The 25,304-nt window shown below is 47.1% G+C and carries 24 protein-coding genes and 1 riboswitch; of the genes, 21 read left to right on the top strand and 3 right to left on the bottom strand.

Annotation, left to right across the window (positions count from 1 at the left end; all coding sequences use genetic code 11):
• Positions 1-42: 42 nt before the first annotated feature.
• From cccB to GLV97_RS00085, 8 genes are all read left to right on the top strand, one after another.
• Positions 43-408 (top strand): cytochrome c551, encoded by a 366-nt coding sequence (cccB, locus tag GLV97_RS00120; protein ID WP_423784950.1) that lies wholly within the window; start codon positions 43-45, stop codon positions 406-408.
• Positions 409-566: 158 nt separating this feature from the next.
• Positions 567-1,253 carry a cell division ATP-binding protein FtsE gene (ftsE, locus tag GLV97_RS00115; protein WP_160838217.1) on the top strand — a complete coding sequence of 229 codons (687 nt, stop codon included), beginning with the start codon at positions 567-569 and terminating at the stop codon, positions 1,251-1,253.
• 198 nt (positions 1,254-1,451) lie between these two features.
• Positions 1,452-2,948 carry a S41 family peptidase gene (locus GLV97_RS00110; RefSeq protein ID WP_160838219.1) on the top strand — a complete coding sequence of 499 codons (1,497 nt, stop codon included), beginning with the start codon at positions 1,452-1,454 and terminating at the stop codon, positions 2,946-2,948.
• A 103-nt stretch (positions 2,949-3,051) separates the two neighbouring features.
• Positions 3,052-4,239: a PDZ domain-containing protein gene (locus GLV97_RS00105; RefSeq protein ID WP_237418538.1), complete on the top strand. Its 1,188-nt coding sequence runs from the start codon at positions 3,052-3,054 to the stop codon at positions 4,237-4,239.
• 365 nt (positions 4,240-4,604) lie between these two features.
• Complete coding sequence (locus GLV97_RS00100) at positions 4,605-6,083, top strand: Lsa family ABC-F type ribosomal protection protein (protein WP_160888655.1); 1,479 nt, start codon at positions 4,605-4,607, stop codon at positions 6,081-6,083.
• A gap of 101 nt (positions 6,084-6,184) precedes the next feature.
• The gene (locus GLV97_RS00095; protein ID WP_160888654.1) at positions 6,185-6,706 is read left to right on the top strand and encodes a hypothetical protein; all 522 of its coding nucleotides are present in this window, start codon (positions 6,185-6,187) and stop codon (positions 6,704-6,706) included.
• Between the two features lie 995 nt (positions 6,707-7,701).
• Positions 7,702-8,856 (top strand): S1C family serine protease, encoded by a 1,155-nt coding sequence (locus tag GLV97_RS00090; protein WP_160888653.1) that lies wholly within the window; start codon positions 7,702-7,704, stop codon positions 8,854-8,856.
• A gap of 18 nt (positions 8,857-8,874) precedes the next feature.
• Positions 8,875-9,744 (top strand): peptidylprolyl isomerase, encoded by an 870-nt coding sequence (locus tag GLV97_RS00085; RefSeq protein ID WP_160888652.1) that lies wholly within the window; start codon positions 8,875-8,877, stop codon positions 9,742-9,744.
• Positions 9,745-9,764: 20 nt separating this feature from the next.
• Here the strand turns inward: GLV97_RS00085 and GLV97_RS00080 are convergent, their stop codons facing one another.
• A complete protein-coding gene (locus GLV97_RS00080) occupies positions 9,765-10,538 on the bottom strand; it encodes an alpha/beta hydrolase (protein ID WP_160888651.1) in 774 nt (257 codons plus the stop codon).
• A gap of 328 nt (positions 10,539-10,866) precedes the next feature.
• Between GLV97_RS00080 and GLV97_RS00075 the strand changes: the two genes are divergently transcribed.
• The 5 genes from GLV97_RS00075 to GLV97_RS00055 all read left to right on the top strand — a co-directional run bounded on the left by GLV97_RS00075 (position 10,867) and on the right by GLV97_RS00055 (position 18,487).
• Positions 10,867-11,292: a hypothetical protein gene (locus GLV97_RS00075; RefSeq protein ID WP_160838229.1), complete on the top strand. Its 426-nt coding sequence runs from the start codon at positions 10,867-10,869 to the stop codon at positions 11,290-11,292.
• A 114-nt stretch (positions 11,293-11,406) separates the two neighbouring features.
• Positions 11,407-11,512: riboswitch (TPP riboswitch) on the top strand.
• Between the two features lie 76 nt (positions 11,513-11,588).
• Complete coding sequence (locus GLV97_RS00070; protein ID WP_202410538.1) at positions 11,589-12,878, top strand: acetylornithine deacetylase; 1,290 nt, start codon at positions 11,589-11,591, stop codon at positions 12,876-12,878.
• A complete protein-coding gene (gene tenA / locus GLV97_RS00065) occupies positions 12,878-13,564 on the top strand; it encodes a thiaminase II (RefSeq protein ID WP_160841940.1) in 687 nt (228 codons plus the stop codon). Before GLV97_RS00070 ends, tenA begins: the two co-directional genes overlap by 1 nt.
• A gap of 939 nt (positions 13,565-14,503) precedes the next feature.
• Positions 14,504-16,447 (top strand): BglG family transcription antiterminator, encoded by a 1,944-nt coding sequence (locus tag GLV97_RS00060; protein WP_160888649.1) that lies wholly within the window; start codon positions 14,504-14,506, stop codon positions 16,445-16,447.
• Positions 16,448-16,534: 87 nt separating this feature from the next.
• The gene (locus GLV97_RS00055) at positions 16,535-18,487 is read left to right on the top strand and encodes a fructose-specific PTS transporter subunit EIIC (RefSeq protein ID WP_160888648.1); all 1,953 of its coding nucleotides are present in this window, start codon (positions 16,535-16,537) and stop codon (positions 18,485-18,487) included.
• 30 nt (positions 18,488-18,517) lie between these two features.
• Here GLV97_RS00055 and manA read toward each other — a convergent pair whose 3' ends face one another.
• Positions 18,518-19,477 (bottom strand): mannose-6-phosphate isomerase, class I, encoded by a 960-nt coding sequence (gene manA, locus GLV97_RS00050; RefSeq protein ID WP_160838239.1) that lies wholly within the window; start codon positions 19,475-19,477, stop codon positions 18,518-18,520.
• 163 nt (positions 19,478-19,640) lie between these two features.
• Between manA and GLV97_RS00045 the strand changes: the two genes are divergently transcribed.
• On the top strand, positions 19,641-20,135 hold the full coding sequence (locus tag GLV97_RS00045; protein ID WP_160838241.1) for a PH domain-containing protein: 495 nt from the start codon (positions 19,641-19,643) through the stop codon (positions 20,133-20,135).
• Positions 20,132-21,691, top strand: coding sequence for a PH domain-containing protein (locus tag GLV97_RS00040; RefSeq protein ID WP_160888647.1), 1,560 nt, complete (start codon positions 20,132-20,134; stop codon positions 21,689-21,691). The genes GLV97_RS00045 and GLV97_RS00040 overlap by 4 nt, the downstream gene beginning before the upstream one ends.
• Before the next feature lie 36 nt (positions 21,692-21,727).
• Here the strand turns inward: GLV97_RS00040 and GLV97_RS00035 are convergent, their stop codons facing one another.
• Positions 21,728-22,489 carry an SDR family NAD(P)-dependent oxidoreductase gene (locus GLV97_RS00035; RefSeq protein ID WP_160888646.1) on the bottom strand — a complete coding sequence of 254 codons (762 nt, stop codon included), beginning with the start codon at positions 22,487-22,489 and terminating at the stop codon, positions 21,728-21,730.
• A gap of 92 nt (positions 22,490-22,581) precedes the next feature.
• Here GLV97_RS00035 and GLV97_RS00030 point away from each other — a divergent pair, with 92 nt between their 5' ends.
• The 6 genes from GLV97_RS00030 (at position 22,582) to GLV97_RS00005 (ending at position 25,033) form a co-directional block, all read left to right on the top strand.
• The gene (locus tag GLV97_RS00030; protein ID WP_160888645.1) at positions 22,582-22,947 is read left to right on the top strand and encodes a MerR family transcriptional regulator; all 366 of its coding nucleotides are present in this window, start codon (positions 22,582-22,584) and stop codon (positions 22,945-22,947) included.
• 110 nt (positions 22,948-23,057) lie between these two features.
• Positions 23,058-23,261 carry a helix-turn-helix domain-containing protein gene (locus GLV97_RS00025; protein WP_160838247.1) on the top strand — a complete coding sequence of 68 codons (204 nt, stop codon included), beginning with the start codon at positions 23,058-23,060 and terminating at the stop codon, positions 23,259-23,261.
• Complete coding sequence (locus GLV97_RS00020; protein WP_160888644.1) at positions 23,261-23,638, top strand: permease; 378 nt, start codon at positions 23,261-23,263, stop codon at positions 23,636-23,638. Before GLV97_RS00025 ends, GLV97_RS00020 begins: the two co-directional genes overlap by 1 nt.
• A 19-nt stretch (positions 23,639-23,657) precedes the next feature.
• Positions 23,658-23,828: a hypothetical protein gene (locus GLV97_RS00015; protein WP_160888643.1), complete on the top strand. Its 171-nt coding sequence runs from the start codon at positions 23,658-23,660 to the stop codon at positions 23,826-23,828.
• A 417-nt stretch (positions 23,829-24,245) separates the two neighbouring features.
• Entirely contained in the window at positions 24,246-24,683 is a 438-nt protein-coding gene (locus GLV97_RS00010) for an OsmC family protein (RefSeq protein ID WP_160841948.1), read from the top strand.
• 119 nt (positions 24,684-24,802) lie between these two features.
• Positions 24,803-25,033, top strand: a complete 231-nt coding sequence (locus GLV97_RS00005; protein ID WP_160888642.1) for a glutaredoxin family protein — start codon at positions 24,803-24,805, stop codon at positions 25,031-25,033.
• Positions 25,034-25,304 lie beyond the last annotated feature (271 nt).

Below are 25,304 nucleotides of genomic sequence, written 5' to 3'. Positions count from 1 at the left end.
TACTTACACTAGATTTCTATAAAATTCCAAGGGGGATGACATGTGAAAAAACTATGGCTGGCCATGATGTTGGGACTTGTACTTATTCTCGCAGCCTGCGGGGGCGGAGAAGAATCCTCCGATGAAGGTACGAACGAAGAAACGACAGAAGAACAGTCCGACAGTGGATCTGATGGTACTGTAGACGCATCAGCTGCCGAAGGTGTTTACAAGAGCAGCTGTGCCTCCTGCCACGGCGGGGACCTTGAAGGTGCGATGGGACCGGCGTTAACTCAGGTCGGCGGCAAGTATTCTGCGGATGAAATTGTCAACATCATAAAAAACGGAAAAGGGCAGATGCCTGCCCAGGGCGACGTAACGGATGAAGACGCCCAGCTTGTTGCCAGCTGGCTGGCAGCCAAGAAATAATCCTCGGAACGTCCGGCTGAATAAGCCGGACGTTTTTGTATTGATAAAGAAATGTAATAATTTCATAGCTAAACAGAAGGGTGTTTAATGTTATAATGATGGTGTTTGTAAAAGAAAAAGATCTGGCTAACAATAATAAAGATTAAGGTGATACATGTATGATACAGATGCAAGGGGTTTATAAAACCTATCGGAACGGAGTGACCGCGCTGAACGGTCTCGACGTGCAGATCGATCAGGGTGAATTCGTTTATGTTGTCGGACCGAGTGGGGCAGGAAAATCGACGTTTACCAAATTGATTTACCGTGAGGAAAAGCCGACGAACGGAACGGTTTTAATCAACGATATCAACACATCTACGATGAAGGAGCGCCGTATTCCAATGCTGCGCCGTAAGATTGGTGTCGTATACCAGGACTTTCGTCTGCTTCCGACATTGACCGTTTATGAGAACGTCGCGTTTGCGCTGGAAGTCATTGAAGAAGACAGCGCGAATATCCGCCGCCGCGTCATGGACGTTCTTGACCAGGTGCATTTGAAAAATAAAGCGCGTTTTCTACCGGATGAGTTGTCCGGTGGGGAGCAGCAGCGTGTTTCCATTGCACGTGCGATGGTGAACCATCCGAAAATTTTGATTGCGGATGAGCCGACCGGTAACCTTGACCCGGATACGTCATGGGAGATCATGCACATTCTTGAGGAAATCAATACAGGTGGGACGACCGTCCTGATGGCAACGCACAGCAAAGAGATTGTCAACACGATTCGTAAGCGTGTCATTGCCATCGAAGACGGCATGATTGTCCGCGATCAGGCGCAGGGCGACTACGGCTACGATATGTAATGAAAAGAGACTGTCTCATGAGCGGGGCAGTCTCTTGTTTTTCTATTCTGATAGACCGATAGATTTCGCAGCATGAAATAGACATGCAGAGAGAGCAGCGCGCATACGTTAATATCAGACTGTATGACATTTACGTTGCAGGAGCTTTTTTGCTAGTATAGAAGCAATAAAGAAATCCATTATAGAAGGGTGAATGCGATGAATATAAAACCGCGTTACGTGGTGCTTTTTCTAGCGCTTGCGGTGCTTTTGGGGGCAGCCGGCTCTTATATCGGCCTGGAGTATTTCGGGGGCGGCTCCAACGAACAATCGCAGGAGCAGTACGCGAATACCGAAGCTGAGAACTTTGGTAGTTTAACAGAGGAACAGCAGAAAGAAGTCATAGAAAATATGGGCGGCGACGCTGACCTGAAGAAGGTGGAGCAGGCCTATTCCGTCATCGAAGAGAACTACTTGGAGGAAGTGGACAAGCAGACGCTCGTGGAAGGCGCTGTGCAGGGGATGCTGGATACACTGGAGGATCCTTACAGTGTTTATATGGACCAGGAGACGATGGAACAGTTCAACCAGACAATTGAATCAAGCTTCCAGGGCATCGGCGCTGAAGTCAGCATGGTGAACGACAAAGTGACCATCGTCGCGCCGATCAAGGGTTCTCCAGCTGAAGAAGCGGGCTTGAAGCCGAACGATCAGATTTTAACCGTCGATGGGGAAAGCGTGGAAGGCCTGGACTTGTATGAAGCTGTCCTGAAAATCCGCGGTGAGAAAGGGACGGAAGTGACGCTTGAAGTAGAGCGTCCCGGTGTCAGCGAACCGCTCAGCATCGACATCACCCGTGATGATATTCCGCTTGAAACTGTTTATTCGGATATGAAAACGGTCGACGGTAAAAAAGCGGGCGTAATCGAAATTACATCCTTCTCGGAAAAAACATCCGACGAATTTCATACCGCTCTTGAAAAACTTGAAAAAGACGGTATGGAGGGACTCGTAATTGATGTCCGCGGAAACCCGGGTGGATTGTTCACCGACGTCCAGGAAATCCTGAAGGAATTTATTCCGAAGGACAAGCCGATTGTGCAGGTGGAAGACCGCAGCGGTGAGAAAACGGAATATTATTCTGAGATCACCGAGAAAAAAGATTATCCGGTTACGGTCTTGATGGACGAAGGCAGTGCGTCAGCCTCTGAAATCCTAGCTGCGACGATGAATGAAGCCGGCGGGTATGATCTTGTCGGAACGAAGAGTTTCGGAAAAGGGACCGTCCAGCAGGCCATTCCTATGGGGGATGGCAGCACAATCAAGCTGACGCTGTTCAAATGGCTCACGCCTGAAGGCAACTGGATTCACGAAAAAGGCATAGAGCCGACAGTTGAAGTGAAGCAGCCGGAGTACTTCTATACCAACCCTGTGGATATTGAAGATACGCTCACGTATAACGACAACAATGAAAAAGTGAAAAATGTGCAGGAAATGCTGAAAGGTCTCGGACATGATCCCGGCCGTACGGATGGCTACTTCAGTAAAGAGACCGAAAAAGCGGTGAAAGCTTTCCAGAAAGACGCTGATCTTGAAGCCACTGGAGAAGTGGATGAAAAGACAGGCGGCAAGCTGGAAGAAGCGATTATCGAACAAGTCAGAGACGAAGCCAACGATAAGCAGATGGACAAAGCGGTGGAGGTCTTGTTTGAATAAGCAGGATTCTGCCGATTCATGACGAAATATATCCGTAGTCGAAGACTGCGGATTTTTTCGTACGATCAGACATGTTGGTGAAGAGTTGGAAAGGAGAATGGTGTTGGGCGCTTGGTTTATGGAAATTCTTCAAGGGACGGGCAGACTTTTTTTGCTGCCTTTTCTATACATTGCTCTCATCATGAGTGTGATGGTATCTGCAAATCGAATCAAAAAAGAGAGGCGTATGTTCGGAACGCGGGTATTCGATCGTTTTTCTGAATGGAAAGGAACGTGGAGCGTTTCGCTTCTCACAGGACTCATCATCAGTATGATCGGGCTGGGAATCGGACTGACCGTCTCCTACCCGTTTCTTTTTCTCGCAGCAGCGATTCTGCTGCTTGTAAGTCTTACAGGAAAGCTTTCCTGGTATTCTCCATCCTATACGTTAGGATTATCGGGACTTGCTCTTTTACTCCTCCCTTATCTTCCGGAAAATTGGAAATCCCACCCTTGGATGGAGACTTTGTTCGAAACTTCTCTGCCGATGGTGGCGCTGCTGTTGAGCCTGCTGCTGATCAGAGAAGGCTTCATGCTGTTGAAAACGTCGCCTTCTCATACCTTTCCTGAGCGGACTAAAGGACGGAGGGGGCTGTGGATCGGGCAGCACAAGGGCAAACGAATGACGATGGTTCCTTTCTTCTCTCTTATTCCCGGAGGCCTGATTGAACCGTTTGCCTCCTGGTGGCCGGTCATTACCGTCAATGGGGACACCTATGGAATCATTCTCGTTCCTTTTGTTCTTGGAGCCGAATGGCTTGTACGCGGGCAGTCGCCTGAGATGGCATCCAAAACGATCGGACGTCATACATTCCTGCTCGCTCTCGTTCTTACCGCTCTTTCTGTGGGGAGTTTCTTCGTGGAAGCTCTATCCATTGCCGTATTTGCCCTTGCCTTGATTGGACGGGAATGGGTTTACCTCCGCCACCGGACAAGGGAGAATAAGACACCGTTCTTCACATCGACGCCAAAAGGGGTGCGTATCCTCGGTGTTATTCCGAACAGCCCGGCTGATCAGATGGGACTGATCCCCGGGGAGCTTATTGAACGCGTGAACAGCATCCCGGTCCGCACCGAAAATCAATTTTATGAAGCCCTCCAAAATACAGGCGCATTTACAAAAATTGAAGTACGTGACGAATGGGGCGAAAACCGCTATGTGCAGCGGGCGATGTATGAAGGCGAGCATTACGAGCTCGGTCTTGTATTCGTGGAACCGCCGACCCATGAGAGTTCGGTTGGGTTCTTTTAATAGAATAGAACCGCCTATCATGTTTGTGAGTGATTGTGTTTCGGAAAAAGAAGTGGTACGATGAAAAAAACGGAAAGGACTGATGATGCCAAATGATTAACTAATCTATATTTTATTAAAGTGTATGCTTTCGAATACCACTAAAATATAGGATTAGTCTATTCATTTATAAAAATCAGCCGTAGCCTCCATATGCTGGTTTCTATTGGCATATTGTTGGTTTATCATGATGTACGTTGACTAATCCTTCCAATGATTATTGGGAGGATTTTTTATTCCTCTCATAGTTGGTTACCTTTCATCATCTATTTCAGTCGCCTGTACGGAAGTAGATGTGTGTTTGAATATGTAGAGGAGGAATAAAGATGTCGATGATTCAAGTGCAGAACCTGACGTTTTCCTACCCAAGCAGCTTTGACAATATTTTTGAAAATGTAAGTTTTCAAATCGATACGGATTGGAAACTGGGGTTTATTGGTCGGAACGGACGAGGGAAAACAACATTCATGAACCTCCTGTTAGGACAGTATGAGTATACCGGTCAAATCATTTCTTCTGTGGAATTTAATTACTTTCCTACTCCGGTTCCTGATAAAAGGAAAGCCACACATGAAGTGCTGGAAGATCTATGCCCACAGGCAGAAGACTGGGAGTTCTTTCGGGAAATCTCGCTGTTGAATGTGGAGTCAGAGGTTATGTACCGGCCGTTTGATACATTATCCAATGGTGAGCAGACGAAGGTGCTGCTTGCAGCTCTTTTCCTGAATGAAGACCGGTTTTTATTAATTGATGAGCCGACCAACCACCTGGATATCGAGGGAAGAAAAATCGTTGCTCAATATCTAAATAAGAAAAAGGGGTTTATTTTAATTTCCCATGATAGAAACTTTGTCGATGGATGTGTGGATCACATCTTATCGATCAACAAAACGGATATCGAGGTTCAGACCGGAAATTACTCTTCATGGAAGCTGAACTTTGACCGTCAGCAGGAACTGGAGGACGCGGTCAATGAACGGCTTAAGAAGGATATAACCAGGCTGAAGAAATCATCAAAGCGCTCAGCCGGCTGGTCTCATAAAAAGGAAGCCTCCAAAAATGGCACGACCAACTCTGGTTCTAAAATCGACAAAGGATATGTCGGACATAAAGCAGCAAAAATGATGAAGCGTTCAAAAAACATAGAAGCAAGGCAGCGAAAAGCTTTGGAAGAGAAGGAAACGCTGCTGAAAAATGTGGAGTCCAGCGAGTCATTAAAATTAGAGCCATTGGAATTTAAGTCGAAGGAACTTCTTCAGGTTGAAGAGCTAACTGTGATGTATAACGATGTCAAAGTCCATCAACCGGTTAGTTTTACTGTTGAGCAGGGGGACCGAGTCGTGTTCGATGGTAAAAATGGTACAGGGAAAAGCAGTATTTTGAAGCTGATCTTAGGAGAGTCCATTCAGCACTCGGGAACGATCACATCAAATGCAGGACTGGTCATCTCCTATGTGAAGCAGGATGCTTCTGATTTAAAGGGGAGTTTATCCGGGTTTATAGAAGAAAACAATATCCACGAGCCATTATTTAAGGCCATTTTACGTAAGATGGATTTTGAACGGGTACAATTTGACAAAGATCTATCCACTTATTCGGAAGGCCAGAAGAAGAAACTGCTCGTAGCCAAAAGTTTGTGTGAAAGAGCTCATGTTTACATCTGGGACGAGCCCTTGAATTTTATTGATCTGTATTCCCGTATGCAGATTGAGGAGCTTATTGAAAGGTTTCGACCTACCATGCTTTTTGTTGAACATGATCAAGCATTCAAGGAGAGAGTGGCGACAAAAACCATCTCTTTATAGCTGTGCTCAACAGCCGGAATTCCATTGTCGATCAGTCAGGCGGTTACTCTATCAAAGTAACCGCCAAATCATTGAGTTTTAGAGATTTCAGAGGTGTTACCATGATAAAAGTATTAAAAAAACTTTCTATCGTCCTGATTTCAGCAGGGGCGGTATTTTATATGGGAACTGTTGCGAAGTACAATATAGGAAATAGTGAGGAAGACGTTCAAAAAGTTTTGTCAGACAAATGGAAAGAGAAGGAACATTATCATTCGAGTGGAACTCCGGAGCAGGTGAAAATAACCAAGCTTGGTGACAGTAATAAGTCGATCGCTACGTTTATGTTGAATGGAAACATGGATTATGCTCTTCTTGAAGAAGGTTGGACCGGCAGCTACCATTTGGAAAAGCTGGAGCTTGGAACAGAATTCATTGCGTATAAAGGTATAGAAACGAATGAGGGTTACTATGGGGTGGTATTTGGGAAGCTGTTTGGAAGAGATATTGATGAAATCCACGCCCATATCAAAAAAACAGGGCATCAGTTTTCTATGGATATATCGGGGAATGAATCATTTGTTCGTTATGAAAAACTGCCTGGCAGAAAGGCGTATCGTTATCGTGCGCACTTAACTTATTAGAAACATCAACAGGAGCGGACGGAGTTGTATTAGTTTTAATTGTTCCGGATCTCTTTTCCTTTAGCTTAGTTGAGCAGAGCAAGCGGATTTGAAATCATTGAGTTCCTTGCTGGTTGGGAAGAATTGAGGGATGTAAATGAAAATATGGAGATGGTATCCAGGTTCTGTGATCTGCCTGTTTTTATCGAGGTGTGTGGACCAAGTTTCTTTGGAAGAGAAGTTCAAAGAGATCAGGAACGTTGATGAAAATACTCCGTAAACCTTGTTCATTGGTCAACTCATAATCAGCCACTTAAAAAAATCAGTTGAAATGGGGAATGAGGAAATGAAGCAATCATTACATACATTAGGTTCCATCATTCTTTTTGTCGGAGTAGTGCTGTTCATTCTAAGGCTTCAATCAGGCATACATCTCCTTTACACCCCTTATTTCTTTTGCATTACAGGGGCGGGGTTCCTGGCTTTTTCTGCGGTTGCAGCGAAAGAAGAAGCGAGTCTTTTGTGCAGGGTAGGCTTGCACAAGTATGAGAAAATCGGCTGGGATGATGAAATAAAGTCCAGGACAGTGTATCAGTGCCGGAGATGTGGAAGGAAGAAGAAAGTGTTCAGAGCTATCTAATAATAGTCTCAAAGTTAAGAAGAAAGGGAATCAAATCATGAATATAGATATACCAAAATGGACGATCCTTCTTTCGATAGTGTTTCTCTGTCTCTGTTTTTACTTGACTCTAACATTTATCGAAAGCCTCCACGACGGGGACAGACGTGCAGCTGAACAATCAAAATCAGCAGCTGTCATTTGCTTTGCTTCAGCCTTCGTCCTCCCTGTATGTGTGAGTATTTTCAACGGTTGATGTTATTCGAACTTAAAAACAGCCTTTACTTCTTTCGCGGGTAACGGTTGTTTTTTTATGTCTGTTTATTTACGCGCTGACATCTCCCTGACACATTCCGGATTTATAGTGTAATCAGATCAAAGGAAATGAGGGAGCGGAATGGGTGAAAAGAAAACATCACTATTAAAAATATCCGGCATCGCTTTATCTTCAGGAATCTTGGGGGCAGCTCTTACTTTAGGGGCCGCTTCTCAAATGGAAGAACTTCCGAATGCGTCGGACACTGTCAGTGCTTCGCAAAATACGGTAGAGGCTGAAACTGAACCATTATCCTCTACGTCTGCCTTGTCTACAGCAGATATTGCTGAACAGGCCTCGGAAGCGATTGTCGGGGTCGTCAACTTAACGAATCAGCAGTCCCCGTTTACTTCTGCAGAGGAAATGACGGAGGCGGGTACAGGTTCGGGTGTTATTTATAAGGTAGAGGAAAACGCCGCTTATATTGTGACAAATAATCACGTCATTGAAGGGGCCTCAGAAGTGGACATCTCGCTTTTTGATGGAGAGACAGCCTCTGCTGAAGTGATCGGCGCCGATGCGCTTACGGATATTGCGGTACTGAAAATTGAAGGAAGCTATGGTGTGGAGCCGCTGGCGTTCGGGGATTCTGATTCCATCCGGGCAGGCGAGGAGGTTCTTGCAATCGGGAATCCGCTCGGCCTGGATTTATCCCGCACGGTCACTCAAGGGATTGTCAGTGCTGTCGACCGGACAATTTCTGTAACGACGTCAGCTGGGGAATGGGACCTTGATGTTATCCAGACGGACGCAGCGATCAGCCCTGGGAACAGCGGTGGGGCGTTAATCAATGGGGCAGGTGAGTTGATTGGAATCAACAGTCTGAAAATGGCCGATGAAGATGCAGAAGGGCTTGGTTTTGCGATTCCGAGTAATGATGTGGAAACGCTGATTGCAGATATGAGTGACGATGGCCAGATCGACCGCTCCTACCTCGGTGTGGGTGTCGTCGGCGTCAATGAAGCACCTGCCCAGTACCGGATGTCACTGCCGGAGGAAACCGAAGAGGGAGTCATTGTCGCCTCTGTAGATGAAACGTCAGCAGCGGCTGGAGCCGGCCTGCAAGTTGAAGATGTGATCACTTCCATAGATGGAGTGGCGATTTCAGACAGTACAGACCTCCGAAAATATTTATATACCGAAACGAATGCCGGTGATACCGTAACGGTGGAATTTTACCGCAGTGGAAATGCGCAGACGGTGAACGTGACGCTTACGGAACAAGTCAATGAGTAGAATGGGAGATTTGAAGAGATGAATAAAAAAATACTGCTTGGAGGAGTGGTTGCGGTTTCCGCTGTCCTCCTGATAATTTTGAGCCTCAGTATGGATCCGAAGGAAAGTGTAGCTTCTGTGAATGGGGAAGACATTGAAAAGGAGGAATTGTACGATACGCTGGTGGAGCAGTACGGCCAGGAAACGCTGGATACCCTGATTACAAATAAAATCGTTGAATTGGAAAAAGAAGAAAACGATATTACAGTAAGTCAGGATGCCGTGGATGAAGAACTGGCTGTGTACTATGATCAGTACGGTGGTGAGGAAGCCTTCCAGTCCACCCTTGAAGCAAGTGGAATGACGATCGCGGACGTAGAGAAGGATATTGAAGATTACTTAGCTGTTGATCAGCTGCTGGCTGAAAGGATTTCAGTCACTGATGAAGAAAAGGAAACGTATTTTGAAGAAAACAAGGAAAGCTATGATCAACCGGAGCAGGTAAGTGCCCGCCATATTCTGACCGAGACGGAAGAGGAAGCGGAGGAAGTGCTGACGAAACTGGAGGATGGAGAGGCGTTCGAGGATCTTGTAACGGAATACTCCATCGATGATACAACGGTGGCCTCTGGAGGAGACCTGGGAGCGTTCAGTGAAGGTGAGATGGTTGAAGCCTTTGAGGAAGCTGCATTTTCCATGGAAGTTGGAGAAGTCAGTGATATCGTTGAGACGGATTATGGCTATCACATCATTGAAGTGACCGACCATACCGAAGCGCAGGAAGCAGTTTATGAAGAAGTGGAAGAAGAAATAGGAGAAACGTTATATCAATCCAAAGTCAGCGAAGAATACAACCTCTGGATGCAGGAAAAAATGGAAGAGTACGATATTGATAACTCTCTGGATTAAATAAAGAAAAGGTCAGCCGTTTATGGGCTGACCTTTTTTCTGTGATCGATGGAGGAGTGTGCTTCTAGATAGGAAAGCAGCTCTTCGATGATTTGTTCCTTATCGTAGTCCATCGACGCAACGTGGTAGGAATTCTCCAGGACATATTTCGATACGCTTTGGGAGGACACTTTTTTTAGGATATAGTCGGTATTTTCCGGTGGAACGACATTGTCCACACGGGATACAAAGCAGGTGAGCGGACATCGGATGCCGGATAATTTTCGTCTGACAACCTTCATATACTTCAACAGTTCCTGGTAAGCGGTCAACGGTGTGTGGGTATAGGTGATCTCCACTGCACCTGGGTCCTTGATGTCCGGTTTTCCTTCCTCTATATATAACGGCACGGAAGCTTGTTCCAGGTGGGAAAACGCGGGGATATCCATGGCCGGATTGATTAAGGTTATGCCTGAAATACCGGAATATTGAGCAGCGAGGTCCAAGGTCAGCGTGCCTCCCATCGACTGACCGATGACGAACACCTCCCTGCATTGGGAATCCAGCTCCAGATAAGCGTTTTCGATTTCCAAATACCAATCGGAAAACGAGCAGGAATTCAGGTCTTTATAGTGCGTTCCGTGACCTGGAAGCCGGGGGACCGATACGGTATAACCTTGATCCGCCAGCCCTTCTGCCACCTCTCTAAGACTCTGGGGCGTTCCTAAAAAGCCATGACAGAGCAGCACCCCTGTATCATTTCCTTCAAAAAACAACGACTCCGCACCATCAATAACCGGATAGGCTTCCTTCATCATGTTTCCCTCCATCTTCATTCACTGGTCGTTCGATAAAAATCTATTAGTGCTATTAAAATACAATAATTCCTATAAGTCAACTAGGTTATAAGTGTGTGACCGATCACTCATGAAGGCTTTACAGTTGTGAAACCGGTTTTTCAGCTTGATCAAGGAATGTTAGAATAGCAGGGACAGTGTACAAGACTCCTGCTTTGCGAATGATCATCCAGGTTCTTCATCTGCTTTATACTGAACGGCAGACGTGCAGCATGCTTGGCTGCATCAGCCCTTCCCTAAACATGGATGACCCATATATAAAACAACATGAAAGTGAGCCTGAACGATGCGGAATCTTCTTGCTGCTTTAATCAGCAGTTTTATAACAGCTTTATTAGTATCCATTTATCTCACATCGGATTACAGCAATCTGGTGCAAAACTTATATTTTAATGCGATGTTTATTTATCTTGGGCATGGCGTTTTTGCTCTGCCCCTGTCTTTTGCCATTGATCGGTTAAGCCGGCGGATGGCACTGGGCCGGTTCTTTATCGAAGGGGGGATCTATCTTTCTATCGGAGCCTTCTTTGCTGTATGTCTGGCTCTTTTCACGATGTTCTTAAGCTTGTATCTCATACCGATCAGCTTCATTTTTCCAATCACCTACACGCTCGTTAAAAAAATCCCTGCTGCTTACATAAAGAAAAGTCTGACAGCGGCTGTCCTTTTATCCGCTGGGTTCATAGCTGTCATGTATTACATTATCCGTTAGCTTGTAGAAAGGGTGTCCTTCGACGTGAGCCTTCCTATCGGTTCTCCTCCCTCTTTGAACAGGACTTGTCCTTTCCAGACACCTATGTTGTAATGAAAATAATAGTTTTATAGCATTTTTCACTAGGGGAGCCCGAGGACCGGGCTGAGAAAAGCAGAAGCTTTGACCCTTACAACCTGATCTGGCTCATACCAGCGGAGGGAAGTGAAGCGGTCGATGAGTGATCTTTTCTTTTATCACGATTAAGCCCGCTCCTTCTCTCGAAGGGGCGGGCTTTTTATATGGAAGGAGAGAGCATGATGATTCAATTAGAGGAACTGCTGCAGAGAGTAGAGGAAAAGGAAGCGGAGATGCATCAGCTTCTGGGCGACTTGGTCGCTTTTCCGACGGTGAGCCCTCCGGCGCGGAATGCAGCGGAAGCACAGCGGTACATAGAAGAGTATTTAAGACGGTTGGATTATGAAATAGACACGTGGGAACTTTATCCCGGCGATCCGATTGTCGTCGGAACGAAAAAAGGAACCGGCCGGGAACACAGCAGAAGTCTCATCTTAAACGGTCATATTGATGTGGCTGCGCTGGAGGAAGGGGAATCGTGGGAGCATGATCCCTTTACTCTGACTTTGAAGGACGACCGCTTGTACGGTCGCGGCACGGCGGATATGAAAGGTGGAATGGCAGCCGTTCTGTTTGCGCTCAACCTGCTTCATGAAGCGGGAATCGAGCCGGCAGGCGATCTTCATATGCAGTCAGTTGTTGGAGAAGAAGTCGGTGAAGCAGGAACGAAATCCTGTGGAGATAAAGGATACCACGCAGATTTAGCTATCGTAGCCGATACGAGTAACTGCGCCATTCAGGGGCAGGGAGGCGTCATTACCGGATGGATAACGATTGAAAGCCCGGAAACTTTCCATGATGCCGAACGCCGGTCGATCATTCATGCCGGGGGAGGCAGACACGGGGCCGGGGCGATTGAAAAAATGATGAAAATCATCCAGTCGCTGCAGGAATTGGAGAGGCACTGGGCGGTGACGAAATCGAGCCCTGGCTTTCCGGCAGGCTCGACGACGATTAATCCCGCGGTCATTGAAGGGGGAAGGCACGCCGCGTTTATCGCCGACCGCTGTGCTTTATGGATTACCGTGCACTATTATCCAGAAGAGCATTACGAAGATGTGATCGAAGAAATTGAAGCACATGTCCGTGCTGCCGCCCAGGCCGATCCATGGCTGAAAAACCATGCCCCTCAATTCAAATGGGGAGGAACGTCCATGATTGAGGACCGAGGAGAAATTTTCCCCGCCTTTTCTGTCGACCCTGCTCATCCAGGGGTCCAGCAGCTGAAACGGGCCCATGAAGCGATCCACGGCACGCCTGTGGAAACGTCCATGTCTCCGACTGTGACAGATGGGGGATGGCTTTCAGAAGCAGGAATTCCAACCATTTTGTATGGTCCCGGAACGCTCGATGAGGCGCATGCAGTGAATGAGTCGCTGGACCGCAGACAGCTGCTGGATTATACGAAAACGATGACGGCTTTTTTATACCATTGGTTTCAGCAGATAAATAACGAGGAGGAAGTGTAATGTTTACAGACCGTTTATACGAAAGTGCCCGTCCGATTTGGGAAGCCTACCTTGATCATCCGTTTGTCAAAGGAATTGGGGATGGCACGCTCGATCTTGAGAAATTCCAGTTTTTTATGCGTCAGGATTATTTGTACTTGATCGATTACTGCCGGGTGTTTGCTCTTGGCTCCGTGAAGGCGAAAAGTCTGGATACGATGACTATGTTTTCTGAACTGCTTCATTCCACCTTAAGTGAGGAAATGGAGCTGCACCGGAACTATGCGGAACGGATCGGAATCAGCCGGGAGGAACTGGAGGAGACGGAACCTTCTGCCACCCTCCTTGCCTACACGAGCTACATGCTGAATAAGGCGAATCAAGGATCAGAAATTGAAGTGGCCGCCTGTGTGCTTGCCTGCACTTGGAGCTACAACGTGATCGGCCTTCACCTTGCTGAACAGAATCAAGGGGAAAAGCACGAATTCTACGGCGACTGGATTGAGATGTATGCGTCTGACGAATTTTCGGAACTCGCTTCCTCCTTGAAGACATTAATCAATGAGCTGGCCGGCGGACTTCCGGAAAGGGAAAAAGCTCACCTCGAAGAGATCTTCATTCATACGAGTAAACTGGAGTATATGTTCTGGGAGATGGCGTGGAAACAAAAGATGTGGGTCGAGGAAGACAGCGTTTTGAATACCTGAACACCTCTCTCCTCTTTTGAAAAGAGTTTAGGCGTACTCAACTGTCTATCTGCCATGTGGATGACCACGATCCGCTTATCGGTGGATGCTTGCCGCGGGCACGGTCTCAGCTGACTTGGACAGGAAGACCACCTGTCCAAGTGGATCTTCGGTTCGCGCTGTTCCCGCAGGCGTCACCACCGTACGCTCCTCGTGACATCCGCCGATTTCCTCTGAAATGAGAGGTTATCCGGTTTTGATGAAGATGAATTAAGAGTAGAACGTTTCAGGACTTAAAGAGGTATATGATAACGCTGTTCTCTGGATAAGAGGCTGTTCACCAAGTATTTGTCTTCAAATCCCCAATGGAACAAGAAAAATTTTCATACATCAATAAAAAAAATGTAGATCATCTTTTCCGAAGAACACCCTTTCTTAAATGGAGAGGGTGTCAGTCTGTAGACAAAGTTCGTCCGATCCAATTAGAGTTGTTCATATGTTGTGTTGAGGGGGCACGATCCGCTTATCGGTGGATGCCTGCCGCGGGCACGGTCTCAGCTAACTTGGACAGGAAGACCACCTGTTCAAGTGGATCTTCGGCTCGCGCTGTTCCCGCAGGCGTCACCACCGTACGCTCCTCGTTCCGGTGCCTGTGGAAAACAGCTTTACGCTATGAAATAGAGAAAGGTGAGCATAGCTCCTTCGCCGTTTCTAAAGAACCGTACAGGCGGTGATACTCCCGCTTGCGTGGGACAGATCCTATCCATGACCAAGTATGGATGCCCGCTCCTTTGGACTCACTAGAAAAAGGGTTTCTCTCCAAGCTGACCCCCTCTCCGATCTGGAGAGGGGGTTGTCGTTAATGTCGAAAGTAGTCAAAATATCACGAACGAGGTAGAATGAAGGGGAGTCTATTTCTTGACACCTGCTTGGAAAAAAGAGGTAAAGGAGAACCTATCTATGAAGGAAATCCAACAGCAGATCCTCCAGTATTTCACCGGAATTCCAAACACGTTCATTCCGACAGGGAAGATCGCGGAGTCCCTCGGATATTCTGATAAAGCTATTCGAAACCATCTCCCGGCGGTCCAGGATTATTTAAACGATCAGGGGCAGCTGGGTGTGATTGAAAAGAAAGCCGGACGCGGGGTGCGTCTTGCTATTACAGAAGCCGACAATATTCGGCTCATGGACCGTCTCCATCATTCCTTTCCTCACAGTGAGGGCCGGGATCGTTCCCTCCGGACGACAATGGCCTTTGATTTGTTATCGGCATCCAAACCGGTCACCATCCAGAAACTTCAGAAAGACTATTACTTATCCCACTCAGCGGTCAGAGGCCTTCTGGATGAAGTGGAAGCATGGCTGGAGCCTTTCGGACTGGATATGATCCGTAAGCAGAAAATCGGTGTCTATATTTCCGGAGAGGAAAAACAGATTCGACAGGCTGTAACAGGACTTTCCTCGCTGAACGAAGGTTCGTCCAGTGTGACAGAAGCCCTTTTTGATTCGTTCTTCATCCGGACGATCCGGCATGAATTAGCGGCTTTACAGGAAAAACACGATGTGGATTTTACAGATGCTTCCCTTGAGTCCCTGCTTTTACATACCGCTTTCATGATCAAGCGGGTTCAGCTGGGACAGATTATTTCGCTGCCGGAAGAAGATGTCCGGTCTCTCCAGGCACACGAAGAATTGCCGTGGGCAGAGGAAATGTGTGAGCGGCTGGAACGAGTGTTTGCGATGACGTTTCCGAAAGAGGAAATCCTCTATTTAACTATCCACCTGAGGAGTGCCAAAACCCACCCCGCTTCCCGGAGCACCCTGACAGCTGAGCTTCCCGGAGAAATTTCGGAAATGATCGACTGGTTGATTAAGGAAGCGGCACGGCAGACCGGGTACCGCTTTGCAGAAGATGCAGTCCTGCGGGATCATTTATATGTGCATTTGAAAACGACGCTGGCCCGCCTTTCCTATGGGTTGTCCATTTCCAATCCACTGCTCAGGACCATCAAGAAAAAGTATCCCTATCTTTTTGACACGCTCGTCTGGATTATAGACCAGCACAAGGAAGAACTTCTCTATCCGATTCCGGAAGAAGAGGTCGGCTATTTGGTGCTGCATTTTCAGGCAGCGCTTGAAAGGCAGGCGACGGTGAAAAAGGAAAAGGTGGAAGTAGTGATCGTTTGTCATATGGGCATGGGACTTTCCCAGCTGCTGGCTGCCCGGATGGAAAAATTGTTTCCGGACATCCATATTCACGGCAGTATCGCGGCCCACCGCCTGCGCTCATTTACAAAGGAGCATCCTGTGGACGGGATTATTTCTACAGTACCGGTCCAAGAACAGGGGATTCCGACAGCTGTCGTTTCCGCATTGTTTGAAGCGGAGGATCAATCTCTTGTGAAACGTCTGATCAAGCGGCTGCAGCAGGGGAAAGATCAGGGTGGAATGAAGGAGAAAGAATCACTCCTGCTGCAGCATATGTCCCCTTTTCTCTTTCAGACAGGGTTGTCCGGATCATCCAAATATGAAGTCATTGAAGAGCTTTCCAGCATGCTCGTGAAAAAAGGGTATGTCAAAGAAGGCTACCCGGCGTCCTGCCTGCACCGGGAATACTTGTCTTCTACAGCCATTGGCGGCGGGATCGCCATTCCTCATGGACAGGCCGAGGGCGTGAACAGCTCCGCCATAGCAGCTGCCGTTTTTTCTGAGCCTCTGGAATGGAGCGGTGAGCCTGTGCATGTTGTTCTACTTCTTGCGATGAAATATGAAAACACTCAGGAAGCCCGGCAGTTGTTCAGGGAAATCCATACGTTGACCACCGATCCCGCTTTTGTGAAACAGCTGGCTGGGCAGAAGGATGGGGTCTCATTTATGAATGCGCTTAACAATAATCCATAAGTACCACAGGTTGTGGAAGATATAAAAATTATTCCTCCTTCTTTGTCTGCTACAGTATAAGTAAGCGATAACAAGAGGAGGAAGCTTATGAAAATTCTAGCGATTACATCGTGTCCCAACGGCATCGCCCATACGTATATGGCTGCGGAAAACCTTCAGAAAGCGGCCGATGCAATGGGCATCGATATAAAGATTGAAACCCAGGGGTCCATCGGGGTGGAAAATGAATTCACTCAGGCAGACATTGATTCAGCAGACGGCATTATCATTGCGGCTGATAAAACCGTCAACAAAGAGCGGTTTGTCGGAAAGCCGCTGACAGCTGTCGGCGTCCAGCAGGGGATCAATGCTCCTGAACAATTGATTCAGCGGATTGTAGACGGACAGGCGTCCATTCATGAAGAAAGCGGACAGCATGCAGGCGAAGACGCTGGCAGCGGATCCGGAGGAAAAGGACAGAATGCTTTCTACCGCCATTTGATGAACGGGGTTTCCTATATGATTCCGTTTATCGTTATCGGCGGACTATTGATTGCGATTTCGCTCACACTTGGGGGAACGTCTACACCGGAAGGCATTCAAATTCCGGAGGATTCATTCTGGAAGACGATTGAAAACATCGGGGCGGCCTCGTTCAGCTTTATGGTTCCGATTCTGGCCGGTTTTATTGCGATGAGTATTGCGGATCGTCCGGGCCTCGCTCCGGGTATGGTCGGCGGATATATTGCCATGAATGGAAGCTTTTACGGCAGTGAAGCCGGGGCCGGCTTCCTTGGTGGAATCATCGCCGGTTTTATTGCAGGTTACATCGCGCTTTGGATTAAGAAAATTAAAGTGCCGAGTGTCGTTCAGCCGATTATGCCGATCATCATCATTCCGGTGCTTGCCTCTCTTGCCGTCGGATTGATTTTTGTAACAGTTGTAGGGGCACCGGTCGCTCAGATATTTGAATCACTGACCAACTGGCTGCAGAACATGCAGGGGACCAGCTCGATTCTTCTCGCCTTAATCTTAGGCGGCATGATCGCCTTTGATATGGGCGGGCCGGTCAACAAGGTAGCTTTCCTGTTCGGGTCTGCCATGATAGCCGAAGGAAACTACGAAATTATGGGGCCGATTGCTGTTGCTATCGCCGTACCACCGATTGGTATGGGAATTGCTACCTTCTTAAATCGCCGGAAGTTTGCAGCAACGGAAGTGGAAACAGGCAAAGCATCCTTTACGATGGGACTTTTCGGAATTACCGAAGGGGCGATCCCGTTTGCCGCGCAGGATCCTTTCCGTGTCATCCCGAGTAACATGCTCGGTGCTATGGTCGGAGCCGTCATCGCCATGATGAGCGGAGTTGGTGACCGTGTCGCCCATGGCGGACCAATTGTCGGGGTGCTTGGTGCTGTAGATAATGTGCTGATGTTCTTCGTGGCTATTATTGCCGGCAGTTTTGTAACAGCGATTACGGTAAACCTTTTGAAAAAAGAAGTGGGCGCAGAACCGGCGTTGGCAGGAGTACCTGGGAAAGCAGCGGATGAGAGAAAAGAGGAGAAGCCTGCTGGAAGTCAACAGCCGGAGCCGGAAGCAGAAAACACGGACCTTCATTCGCTCACGAATAAAAACCTGATCCAAGTGAATGTAGAGGCAGAAACAAAGGAACAGACCATTGATGAGTTGATCGATCTTCTGGCAGCGGAGAACGTGTTAACATCCCGGGCTTATGTAAAAGAAGCCATATTAGAGCGGGAGGCGGAAGGCTCCACTGGAATTGGAATGAACATCGCCATTCCACATGCCAAATCGACCGCTGTGAAAGAACCACGAGTCGTCTTCGGGGTGAAACAGGAAGGCGTCGACTGGAGCAGCCTTGATGGAACAGAAGCGAAGCTGATTTTCATGATTGTTGTACCGAAGGAAAGTGAAGGGACCCAGCACCTGAAAATTCTCCAGATGCTGTCCAGAAAATTAATGGATGATCAATACAGGGAACAGCTTTTACAGGTCACATCCACCGATGAAGCGTATCAACTGTTAAAAGAAGTGAAATAAAAATCAGAGGGCCTGAGGGCCCTCTGATTTTTATTTTGGATAAGAAACAATCGCTTTTGCTGTTCCTTCCAGTGTGAAGTTTTCCAATCCGTAAGGAAGAATAAAATGATCGCCTTTTTTCAAAAGATGGGTGTCTGTCCCTGTGAACGTCACTTCACCTTCGAGAATAGTGGCCAGCAGGTAATCGGCCGGTTTGCTGCCTTCATATGTTCCATTGAGATCCAGATGGAAGACGGAGAAAAAGTCATTTGCTGTCAGGGTCGTTATCGAAAGATCCTGGTCCTGTCTGTAAGAAAAATCATTCTCCTGCTTTTTATCTGGAATCGTTGTGACCTCGACCGCTTTATCTAAATGAAGCTCACGAGTCTGATTCTGGTCATCCCGGCGGTCATAATCGTAGACACGGTAGGTGGTATCTGAGTTCTGCTGGGTTTCAAGGATGACAATTCCTTCTCCAATCGCGTGAATGGTCCCGGCGGGGACGAAGAAGAAATCACCTGGTTGGACAGGGACCCGGCGCAGAAGTCCATCCCAGTTTCCTTGTTCAATATATTCCTCAAGCTCCCCGCGTGTTTTGGCATGGTGGCCGAGAACGATTTCAGAGTCTTCCTTACAGTCTACAATGTACCAGCACTCTGTTTTTCCATACGCTTCATTATCTTCAAGTTCATGGGCCTGGGCATCATCAGGATGAACTTGGACAGATAGATCATCATTGGCATCCAGAAGCTTAATCAAAAGAGGGAAGGCCTTCTCGTCATTGTCCTCATTAAATAACGCTTTTTTATGTTCCTTCCAGGCATCCATAAGCGTCCAGCCTTCCAGCGGTCCGTTCGCAATGGTGGAGGAGCCGCTCGGGTGGGAAGCAATCCCCCAGCATTCGCCTGTGTGGTCACTTGGAATGTCGTAATCAAAATTCGTATGTAGAGAACTGCCGCCCCACACTTTTTCCTTAAAGATCGGGGATAGTCGTATTAGATCCGTATACATAGCCAAACTCCTTTATCCGTGTGATAGAGTAAACCGCTTACGTAAATCGACTAAATTATATCAAATAATTCATTGTAGAGACAGGATTAAAAAAAGAGTGAAACGAAACGGATCCTTCAACGTATAGGAAGATAAAGGAAAATACTGAAGGAGTGCATACCTTATGGAAGTGATGATGGAACCCCCATTACAGCGGTTATCCAAGGACAGTATAAAAGTATGGTTATGGAAGGAAGCCATCGAAAATATCGTCGGATCGGCTGTTTTGGTCCTTTTATTCATTCTGGACCGCCTGTTTTCCTGGCCGGTCTGGGCTGGATGGATATTGTACGGTCTTGTCGGTTTAACGGCTGTGGGAATGATCTGGGCTGTTTTTAGAATGAATTTATTACATAAGCACTGGCGGTACGGAATGAATGCAGACTTTCTTTATATAAAATCAGGGGCTTTAAAAGAAGAATACAAGGTCATTCCAATGACGAAGGTCCAGTCTGTTTCCACGAGTGAAGGGCCCCTGCTGAAAAAATATGAACTCTCTTCTGTGGAAGTCAGTACAATCGGACGCATGCACGTCATTCCTGCTCTACCGAAAGCTGATGCACAGAAACTGCGTCGGCAGATCGCTCTATACTCCAATGTCGAGGTGGAAGACGAATGATAAAGAACGAAACAAACAAATATCATCCGATGGCCATGCTTCATGATTACATCCATCTGCTCAAGACGAGTGTTCCATTATTCTTTTTGTTTTTTGTGTTAAAGGCGGATTCAAGCACATGGTTGTTCATTTATGGCCGGTATGTCCTGCCTGCAGGGGTTATCTTCTCAGCCTTGTATATTCCGTTGAAGTGGTATAGTCATACATATGAGATTCTGCCCTCGTCCATCAACGTGTCAAGCCGCCTTTTCACAACATCCACAAGGACGATCCCCTATTCAAAAATCCAGCAGGTGAAAAGGAAGACGACATGGGTGCACCGGTTGATTGGAATGACTTCGCTTACTTTGGAAACGAGTGCAAAAGGCCGGGAAGGATCCGTCACATTTGACGTTTTAAGGCCATCAGAAGCTTTGCTCATTGAACAGCGCGTCCAGAAGGAAAAGCCGGATCCTGAATTTGAAACGTTCAAGGAAGAGGCCGTAGAAGAAACTTCTCCGGGAGATACAAGCCCGCGGGAAGAAATAGAGCGGGTGGAGCCTGAAGAACCCGCTTCTCCATTGGGATCAAGGAATACGGGGGAGAAAACGATTCACTTCAAACCTACGAAAGTGGATATCCTCAAAGCCTCACTCGTGTCCCTCAGTTTTCTTGCGGTTGTACCGCTTGCCGGTTCGTGGCTTTCTAATGCGGAGGATCTGCATTTTGAGAACCAGGTGAACGGGTTATTCGAACACATCTTATCGTCGGTCTGGACGATTACAGGAACACTTACCTTCCTTGCCGCTGCAGGTGTTGTAGTCGGAATCGTGCGTACATATAAGAAGTATGGAAGATTTGAACTGGCTTCAACAGCAGAGAGAATCTTACTAACGAAAGGAGCCTGGGAGCAGGACTACCTTTCAGTCGAGAAGGAAAACGTGCAGGCTGTTTTAATTGAGCAGTCCCTCATGAAGCGTTTGCTTGGGTTAGCTTCATTGAAACTTGTGATTTCCGGAGAAAATGAGGGGGAGGAGGAAGTGACCTCCCTTTACCCCTTTCTCCCAGTGAAACGTGCGTATAGTCTAGTCCGTGATATGCTCCCGGAATATCGTGTGCTTAAGAATATGGACAAGCTGCCCCGGCAGGCGCTTTATTTCCGCCTGTTCCGCCCCAGCTGGCTATGGATGGTCGTGACAACAGGATTGTATATCTTTAAACCAGCCCCGTTCCATATCGATCTGCCGTGGTGGGTGTTTTCATCAGTTCTTCTCGTCGTCATTATCCTGTCCCGGATCCAAGGGTATCTTCACACCCGTTTCCAAATGGATGACACGTTCATCCAAACCCAGACGGGCGGATTCACAAAGACGCTGTATCTTTCTAAGCGAAGTAAAGTGATCGAGGTGGAAGTATCCCGGGACTATTTCCAGCAGAAATCAGGACTCGCTTCGCTTACTTTGATCAACCGTGCTTCCCCTGTGCGTGAAACGACTGTGGAGGATGTGCCGGCAGCCTTCGCTAAGCGTCTGAAGGTGTGGTATACCTGTAAAGGTCATAAAGAAAGAGCTTCTTAAAAAATCCCCCTGCTTTTATGGCAGGGGGATTGTCTACTATTTGCGGGTTCTGCGCGCGTAGGGATAGATGGGATCCTTCAGTTGGAATTCATAGGTTTCCCCATCGACGATCCCGACGACTTTGTCGCTGTCATACAGGTCGAGCATGAAACGGGCCATTTCCTTTGCTGTGTGGAACTGTGGAATGTTCCCTTGATAGTCGAAGTTTTCAGTGTCCATGGAGCGGTCGGCGAATTCGGTTTCTGTCGCTGCCGGTGCAAGGACCTTCGCCTTCATTTTCGCTCCTTTTTCCTCAAGCTCCTGGGCCATCCCTTCGGTGAAGGCACTCACGAAGAATTTCGTGGCACAATAGGTGACAGCGTCTGCCACGATCGTGTAGCCTCCGCCGGAAGAAACATTGATCAGCTGTGTTCCTTCGACTTCCGCATAATCCCGTGCATATAAAGAAGAAAGAATTGTAAGAGCTTCATTGTTCAAACGAAGCATGGATTCGATTTTAGGAAGCTTCTGTTCTCCAACCGCCGCAAAGTTCCCGAAGCCGGCGTTGTTAATGAAGGTCTCAATGTCAAGGTCTTTCAGGCTCTCATAAAAGTCATAGACATTTTCAGAAATGGACAAGTCCACTTCACGGATGATCACATCCAAATCAGCGTTGATATCATGGACGTCCTTTTTCAACTGTTCCAGCTGCTCTGTTCTGCGGGCGGCGATGACGAGGTTTTTCCCGCGTGCTGCGAAAACCAACGCCGATTCATAACCAATCCCTGAGCTCGCTCCAGTAATAACCGTATATTTCATGATTGATCCCTCCAATAATTTTGGTACACTGTTATTGTAGACCTTAGAGAGAACTCTAAGTCAAATCCTAACTGTAGAGATGGGTGAAAACGATGTATACCATCAGTGAAACCGCAGCAAAACTCGGAATGAGTGCACATACTCTCCGCTACTATGAAAAAGAAGGGATTATCTCCCCGCAGCGAAATGAAGCGGGAGTCAGGGAATTCGATGAGCAGCACATTCTATGGCTGCAGTTCGTCAAAAAAATGCGGGAAACGCAGATGCCTGTGACACAGATCAAAGAATATACAAAGCTCTTCCAGGAAGGAGAGCACACAGCCGGAGACAGGCTGAAGCTCCTTGAGGAACATCAGCAGTACATTAAGAGCCAGATCGAAACACTAAAGGCGACTGATGATATGCTGACGAAAAAGGTTGCCGCTTATAAAGAAGCCATGAAAGGTGTACTGAATTAGTATAGTAAGCAGGTCCGGCAGGTTCCGGACTTTTTCTGCGGTTTTTTTGTAAAGTTTCCTTTACGTTAAGTGACCTTTACAATAAAATGGTAGTAAATGGAGGTGGAGATGTGGAAAACCGGCTCGCTGAATTGAGAAAAAAGCGTGGGTGGTCGCAGGATAGGCTTGCGGAAAAGCTCCACGTGTCCAGACAAACGATCATTTCTATAGAGAAAAACAGGTATTCTCCTTCACTTCCCCTCGCCTTCGAAATCTCGCGTGCGTTTGGTGTTTCGATTGAGGATATTTTCATTTACCGCGAAGGAGGAGAATAATGGATTATTACCCAAAGACATTCATCATGTTAGGATCGCTGCTCGGAGCTATGGGCCTTTCTGTACTGATCATTGGCCTGCTGGCGGATGGCACGGTGCAGGGGCATTCATTTTCAATGCTTTCTTTATCGGTTCTTGCCTTCTGTATGAGTTATTTGTATCCACAGTTTAAGCAGAAGGATGAACGGATGAAGGCCATCAGACAGAAAGCTGTTGCTTATGCCTTTACGGCCGTTATCGGATACTTGCTCATCTTTTCCTTGTTGGCTGAGCTGAATGTCCTGACGATGGACGTAACCGACATTCTTTTACTGATTACCGCTCTGAGTATGACGACCTTGTTCCTGCTGCTCGTTTTTCTGGCGCGGAAATATTAAACCTAAGGGAGAGGATATCGTGAGTTGGTTTTTCCCTGTTATGTTTTTATTCACATTTGGCATCAGCTATATCATTTTGAAAAAGGAAACGACGAACGGTTCCCTATCAAGGAAAGGCTTCTACCAAATCGCAGCTTTTTTGGTTATTATCTTCCTCCTGGCGTTTGTTCCAGCTTCCTGGTCGGTGTGACTATTTGTTCCGAAGCACCGTAAAGGATCCGGTTGAAAGGACTTCCGCTGCTTTAATGTAAGACAGCTTACATTCCTAAGCATGAATGTAGTGGCGAAGTCCTTCCCGTGTTACATTAGGTTTGTCTTCAGAAGAAGACCCTTGATCGCGAAAGAGAGGTTGGTATGGTCAAGTGGGTTCTTACCGAGATCACGAATCAAGCCCATGCTTCTCAACAACTGAACCAGAAAGCTGTGTTTGTGATTGTGACTTAGGCTGGTGCTGATCGGCTGAACTCATGAACGTGTATGCTGGCTGACTTACGGATGTGAAGCAGGAATGTTGCACAGCATTGCCGTATCTGATATATTTTTTCTGTACCAACCGGTTGGTTTAACTATCCATTATAAAAAGAAAGATTTGAGAGGAGAATGATTCATGGCTAAAATGAATGAAAAAATCACAGCAGTATCTAAAGGGATGAAAACAGAAGGTGTTTCCGGCGAACACAAGGTTGTCATTGATGAACCCGCCAAAATGGGCGGAACCGACGAAGGCGCCAATCCACTTGCCACACTACTTGTATCTCTTGCAGGCTGCGAAAATGCGATTGCAAACTTTGTAGCAAAAGAAATGGAGTTTGACCTGCAAGGCATCGACTTCGAAATCGAAGGAGAACTGGATCCCCGCGGTATGATGGGAGAGGAAGGCGTCCGCCCTTACTTCCAAAAGGTTACCGTAAACGCAACTGTTCACACTAGCGAATCAGAAGAGCGTCTCGCTCAATTCCAAGAAACGATCGATTCCCGCTGCCCTGTTTATACAACATTAAAAGCAGCTGACGTTGAAATGATCCCGAACTGGGTTAAAGCATAAATGTTTTTTCCAACACCCCTTAAGTTTGCACTTAAGGGGTGTTTACTTTTGTAAGGCGTGTTACAGGAGATATCGGGCGGTTCTTTTATACTGAAGACATGATAGAAAGGGAGTTTCTTATGAATGTGCTGTATATTATGAACAGCTGTCCGCTCTGTGCAAAAGCTGTCAAACACCTGCAAGAAAGAAACTATCCGTTTGTTGCAGTCAACATCCTCGAGGACCCGCAGGCCCGCATGAATTTGAAGGAAACGACCGGAGAAGTGTATACTCCGGCTCTCTTTCATCATGGGAGGGTGACGAAAGGAAAAGATATCCTGAACCTTTCTGGAGAAGAGGAGTCCTCGTAGCAAGGAGTTGGGATTTCGTAAGAGCGTCCTGTTCATCCTTAAGGTTGGTGAACAGGACGCTTTTTTTATTCTTTCAGGAAGAGAACATTATTTTTATCGCCTGGTTTAAGTCAGCTGTTGGTATCTCGAAACTGAGTTTTCATGAAATGGGCAGTTTTCTGGAAGACTCAGTTTCGAGATAATAAGGTTTGAAGCTCTCAATTCACTTAGGGATATATGGTTTATAGATGTTATAGTTAAAGTAATGCAAGGAGGTATTAAGGTGTTAAAA

It is taken from the genome of Halobacillus litoralis (assembly GCF_009856355.1).
In the GTDB taxonomy this organism is placed as follows: Bacteria; Bacillota; Bacilli; order Bacillales; family Halobacillaceae; genus Halobacillus; species Halobacillus litoralis_B.
Note: the sequence above shows the minus strand (reverse complement) of the source record. Positions and strands in the feature narration are given on the sequence as shown.